We start from the raw sequence: 5,316 nt of genomic DNA on the forward strand, positions 1-5,316 counted from the left end.
ACGCTCGATCGAAGAGGAGTCGCATGACCCGCATCGACAACGCCCGCGTCGTCCGCGCTCCCCATGGCACGTCGCTCTCCGCCAAAAGCTGGCTCACCGAAGCGCCGATGCGCATGCTGATGAACAACCTCGACCCTGATGTCGCGGAAAAGCCGGGCGAGCTGGTGGTCTATGGCGGCATCGGCCGCGCGGCGCGCGACTGGGAATGCTTCGACCGGATCGTCGCGGCGCTGCAGCGGCTCGAGGCCGACGAGACCCTGCTGGTGCAGTCGGGCAAGCCGGTCGGCGTGTTCCGCACCCATGCCGACGCGCCGCGCGTGCTGATCGCCAACTCCAACCTGGTGCCGCGCTGGGCGACCTGGGAGCATTTCAACGAGCTCGATCGCAAGGGCCTGATGATGTTCGGTCAGATGACCGCCGGCTCGTGGATCTACATCGGCAGCCAGGGCATCGTGCAGGGCACCTACGAGACCTTCGTCGAGATGGCGCGCCAACATTACGGCGGAAGCCTCGCCGGACGCTGGATCCTGACGGCGGGGCTGGGCGGCATGGGTGGCGCGCAGCCGCTGGCGGCGACCATGGCCGGCGCCTCGTGCCTCGCCGTCGAATGCCGCCCGAGCAGCATCGAGTTCCGCCTGCGCACCGGCTATCTCGACGTCCAGGCCCGGGATCTCGACGACGCGCTCGCGATCATCGGCAAGGCAACGGCCGAGAGGAAGGCGGTGTCGGTGGGGCTGCTCGGCAATGCCGCCGACGTGCTGCCCGAGCTGCTGCGTCGCGGCGTGCGGCCGGATTGCCTCACCGACCAGACCTCGGCGCACGATCCGGTCAACGGCTACCTGCCGCGCGGCTGGAAGCTCGCCGACTGGGAGACGCGGCGCACCAGCGACCCGGCCGGCGTCGCCAAGGCGGCGAAGCAGTCGATGGCGGGCCACGTGCGCGCCATGCTCGAGTTCCACAAGCTCGGCGTGCCGACCGTCGACTACGGCAACAATTTGCGCCAGATGGCGCTCGAGGAAGGCGTCGCCGACGCGTTCAGCTTTCCGGGATTCGTGCCGGCCTACATCCGCCCGCTGTTCTGCCGCGGCATCGGGCCGTTCCGCTGGGCCGCGCTGTCGGGCGATCCGGAGGACATCTACCGGACCGACGCCAAGGTGAAGGAGCTGATGCCGGGCAACAGCCATCTCCACACCTGGCTCGACATGGCGAGGACGCGCATCAGGTTCCAGGGCCTGCCGGCGCGCATCTGCTGGGTCGGGCTGGGAGACCGCCATCGCCTGGGACTCGCCTTCAACGAGATGGTGGCAAAGGGCGAGCTCAAGGCGCCGGTCGTGATCGGCCGCGACCATCTCGACTCGGGTTCGGTCGCCAGCCCCAACCGCGAGACCGAGGCCATGCGCGACGGCTCCGATGCCGTGTCCGACTGGCCGATGCTGAACGCGCTGCTCAACTGCGCCTCAGGGGCAACGTGGGTGTCGCTGCACCATGGCGGCGGCGTCGGCATGGGCTTCTCCCAGCACGCCGGCATGGTGATCGTCTGCGACGGCACGCCGGAGGCCGCCCGGCGGATCGAGCGCGTGCTGTGGAACGACCCGGCGACCGGCGTCATGCGCCACGCCGACGCCGGCTACGAGGACGCCATCGCCTGCGCCCGGGAGAAGGGGCTGAATCTGCCGGGGCTTTTCTGAGATGATCAGCGGCACCTGGTCAGTCAGGTCGACCACCAGTCCAAGTATCCCTTGCTGCGTTCGGGCGCAGCGAGGGATCTTCCGCTCAAAGCAACTCCTGAAGCTCATCCCGCGTCAATTGGCAGTCCCGCAGGATCTTCGTCAGCAGTCCAGGCCCGATTTCTTCTCGCCCATGCACGGGCACGACGGTCATTCGACCATCTTGGTGCCGAAGCACATAGTGACTGCCTCTCACTCGGACGATCCCGAAGCCGCCACGCCCCAGGGCAGCTACCAAGTCCCGCCCTGAAATCGGCGAGTAACGGGTCACGCCGCTACTGAGACGCGTTGAACGCCGACGAATTCCAGGGGCGCGGGTGCATCACCCGCCTCGAGATATGCCTCGATTGCCTCGCGGACCCGGGACATCAGCTCGTCGAGCGACCGCGCCTGAGTATGGCATCCTGGCAAAGCCGGCACGCTGGCGACATACCAGCCTGCCTCGTCACGTTCCACCACGACATTGAACTCGCGCGTCGTCATCGGTTTGTCCGTCATGGGCAAAGTATAGTCGTCGGTTTGGCGGTTCGCCAGATCGCCCCGAGCCACCGCCGTCCGGCCGGCAGCCGGAAGCGCTCGCCGCGCAGCTCGAGCGCACCCGCCGGGCGCACTCTGCCGCTAAGGCATGGACCGATAGCGCCATCCCGCTTGCGCCACGATAATCATCGATGGTCAGCAGATGCTGCAAGGAGTTGGACGATGCGCGGATCGATGCACCATCTCGACCTGACGGTCGGCGACCTTGCCGTCTCTGCGCCCTTCTACGAGGCGATCCTGGGTTTCATGGGCTATCGGCGCGTGCGCGCCGAAGCGGACGGCATCGACTGGGATCTGCCGACGCCGGCGGGCACCAACTCGATCGGCATCAAACCCGCACGCTCGGCGCGGGCCCATGATCGCTACACGAACGGGCTTCATCACTTCGCCTGGCGCGCCGAGAGCCGGGCCGATGTCGACCGCCTGCACGATCTGCTGCGCGCCATCGACGCCACCATCCTCGACGCGCCGGCCGACTATCCGCACTACGGCGCCGGCTACTACGCAGTGTTCTTCGCCGACCCCGACGGGCTCAAGCTCGAATTCGCGTATCAAACCTGAACATCGAGATGTCGCGGTGCGTCTCGCCCAGCGCCATCTGGGCGAGCAGCTCGCCGATGCCGGCTGAGTGCTTGAAGCCGTGCCCCGAGCAGGGCGAGGCGATGATGATGCGATCGTGCTCCGGATGGCGGTCGATGATGAAGCGCGCGCCGTCGACCCAGGTGTAGAGGCAGATCTTGCTCTTGATGCAGACCGGCGACAGGCCGGGCAGGAACGGACCGACGTAGGTCTCGTACATCTCGCGGATTTCCTGCTTGCTCGCCGTGCGGTCGACGGTCTCAGGCGTCGTCTCGAGCTCGTACTGCTCGCTGGCGATCTTCACGCCCTCGTCGATGCCGCCGGTCGCGGGGAAGCCGTAGATCACCTGCGGCGCCGGCACCTGCCAGATGTAGACGGGAAAGCGGTCGGGGCTGAAACGGGCGTGCGCCGCCGCGTCGCGCGCGCGGAACCAGTAGAGGACCTGGCGCGTGATCTTGAACGTTCTGGCCAACTCGGGCTCGAGCAGCTGCGGCAGCCATGGCCCGGCCGACACGATCAGCTGTTTCGCCTGATAGGTCCCCTTGTCCGTCGTCACGCTGACCAGGCCGTCCTTCTGCCGGAAGGATGTCACCGTCTCGTTCACATGCAGCTCGGCGCCGAGCTCGCGGGCCCGGCGCAACTGCACCTCGATGCAGAGCTCCGGGCGGACGAAGCCGCTGACACGATCGAGGTAGCCCTCGTCGCCGTCGGAGAACCTGAAGGCGGGAAAGCGGGCCCGCATCGCCGCGGTGTCGAGCAGGGTGTACTCGACGCCGGCCTGCCTGGCGGCATCCACCGTCGCGGCGAGGAACGCATCGATGCCGTGGCTCAGCGCCCGCTCGCCCTTGCCGGAGATCACCAGCATGCCGTTCTGGGTCAGCAGCTCGACGCCGAGCTCGGCTTCGAGCGCGCGCCAGATCTCGTGCGAGCGCCGGACGAAGGCCGAGTACTCGGGACCCTCGCCGCAGGCGATGCGGGTGACGCGCGTGTCGCCGTGCGTCGAGCCGAACTCGTGTGGCGGCGCATGTCGATCGATACCGAGCACCCGCGCGCCGCGCCTGGCGAGCTGCCAGGCCGCCGCCGAGCCCATGGCACCGAGGCCGAGCACGGCGACGTCGTAAGTCGGGGACATTCAGGCTCCGTGTATCGGCTCAGCTCTTTTCGACGCTGCCGCCGGCATCCACCCAGCCCTTGAAGCCGCCGAGGTTGCGCACATTGGTGTAGCCCATGTCCTTCAGCGTCTTGCCGACCAGGGCCGAACGCCCGCCGGAGGCACAGTAGGCGACCACGGTCTTGCTGCGGTCGAATGCCTTGTCGTGCATCGCCGAGGCCGGGTCGGCGCGGAACTCGACCAGGCCGCGCGGGATGGCGAGCGCGCCGGGCACCTTGCCCGAGGCGGCGACCTCGGGCGGCTCGCGCACGTCGAGGAACAGGACGTCGGCGCGGCCGACCAGCGCCTTGGCTTCCTCCGGGCTGATGCGCGGCACCGCCGCCTCGGCCTCGGCCAGCATCGATTGAACGGTCTTCATGGTGCTTCTCCTCCTCTGCGTGGCTCGGCGTAGCCGACGCGTCAAATGGTTCGCCACATCGGTCGCGTCACGGCAAGGGCCGCGAGACCAATGAGCCCGGTCACCGCCGTCGCCGCCGGCGCACCGATCTGGTCGGCCAGCCAGCCCAGCCAGACGAAGCCGATCGGCCCGGTGCCAATGCATACCGAGAGGACGCCCAGGACGCGAGAGCGCATTTCGGTCGGCGCGGCCAAATAAACGATGGTCGCCTGCAGGGTGGCGAAGCCCGCGCCGGCAACGCCCGTCAGGAGGAGCGCCAGCCCGGCCGTCAGCGGCTCGGGCGCCAGGGCGAAGGCGATCAGGCCGAGCTGGTAGGCGGCCACGCTGCCGACATAAACCGGCGCATGCCAGCGCTGGGTCAGCCAGAACGCCAGCGCGAGGGCGCCGAAGAAGGCGCCGACGCCGTCGATGCTGGTCAGGATGCCGATGCCTTCCGGGCCGAGCCCGAGCTGGTCGCGGCCGATCACCGGGATCATGCTGATGAAGGGCCAGCCGAACACGTTGTAGATCACCGTCACGACCATGGTGGCGGCGAGCCGCCGGTCGGAGAACACGATGGCGAAGCCTTCGAGCATGCGGGCGAGCACCGCGCCGGCGCCCGGCGTGGCGGCCATGCGCGTGCGCACGGCGAGCGTGAGCGCGACGGCGGCGAGGTACATCACGGTGTTCATCAGGAACGTGCCGTCGATGCCGATGCCGACCAGCAGCAGGCCGCCCACCGTCGGGCCGACCATGCGGCTGGCGTTCAGGCCGCCGACGTCGAAAGCCACGGCTGACGCCATGCGTTCGCGCCCGACGCTCTCGCCCATCAGGACGCGGCGCACCGGATTGTCGGTCACCCAGCCGAAGCCGTTGATCAGGCTGGCGAGGGCGAACTGCCAGACCTCGAGCTCGCCCAGCCGGGC

General features: G+C 68.6%; 7 protein-coding genes. 2 read left to right on the forward strand and 5 right to left on the reverse strand.

What is annotated here, in order from left to right:
- The first annotated feature begins 23 nt into the window (after nucleotides 1–23).
- On the forward strand, nucleotides 24–1,688 hold the full coding sequence (hutU, locus tag AB7O82_RS37060; RefSeq protein ID WP_428621787.1) for a urocanate hydratase: 1,665 nt from the start codon (nucleotides 24–26) through the stop codon (nucleotides 1,686–1,688).
- An 85-nt stretch (nucleotides 1,689–1,773) separates the two neighbouring features.
- On the opposite strand, the gene AB7O82_RS37065 is transcribed toward hutU, so the two are convergent.
- Nucleotides 1,774–1,998 (reverse strand): type II toxin-antitoxin system HicA family toxin, encoded by a 225-nt coding sequence (locus AB7O82_RS37065; protein WP_428621789.1) that lies wholly within the window; start codon nucleotides 1,996–1,998, stop codon nucleotides 1,774–1,776.
- Nucleotides 1,995–2,210 carry a type II toxin-antitoxin system HicB family antitoxin gene (locus AB7O82_RS37070; RefSeq protein ID WP_428621791.1) on the reverse strand — a complete coding sequence of 72 codons (216 nt, stop codon included), beginning with the start codon at nucleotides 2,208–2,210 and terminating at the stop codon, nucleotides 1,995–1,997. Before AB7O82_RS37070 ends, AB7O82_RS37065 begins: the two co-directional genes overlap by 4 nt.
- A 216-nt stretch (nucleotides 2,211–2,426) precedes the next feature.
- On the opposite strand from AB7O82_RS37070, the gene AB7O82_RS37075 reads away from it, so the two are divergent.
- The gene (locus AB7O82_RS37075) at nucleotides 2,427–2,825 is read left to right on the forward strand and encodes a VOC family protein (RefSeq protein ID WP_428556127.1); all 399 of its coding nucleotides are present in this window, start codon (nucleotides 2,427–2,429) and stop codon (nucleotides 2,823–2,825) included.
- Here AB7O82_RS37075 and solA read toward each other — a convergent pair.
- The 3 genes from solA to AB7O82_RS37090 form a co-directional block, all read right to left on the reverse strand.
- Nucleotides 2,797–3,975 carry an N-methyl-L-tryptophan oxidase gene (gene solA / locus AB7O82_RS37080; RefSeq protein WP_428556124.1) on the reverse strand — a complete coding sequence of 393 codons (1,179 nt, stop codon included), beginning with the start codon at nucleotides 3,973–3,975 and terminating at the stop codon, nucleotides 2,797–2,799. The genes AB7O82_RS37075 and solA overlap by 29 nt on opposite strands.
- 19 nt (nucleotides 3,976–3,994) lie before the next feature.
- The gene (locus tag AB7O82_RS37085) at nucleotides 3,995–4,372 is read right to left on the reverse strand and encodes a rhodanese-like domain-containing protein (RefSeq protein ID WP_428556121.1); all 378 of its coding nucleotides are present in this window, start codon (nucleotides 4,370–4,372) and stop codon (nucleotides 3,995–3,997) included.
- A gap of 41 nt (nucleotides 4,373–4,413) precedes the next feature.
- The coding region (locus AB7O82_RS37090) for an MFS transporter (RefSeq protein WP_428621793.1) at nucleotides 4,414–5,316 on the reverse strand (903 nt) is incomplete at its 5' end.

Source organism: Reyranella sp., from assembly GCF_050185545.1.
GTDB lineage: Bacteria > Pseudomonadota > Alphaproteobacteria > Reyranellales > Reyranellaceae > Reyranella.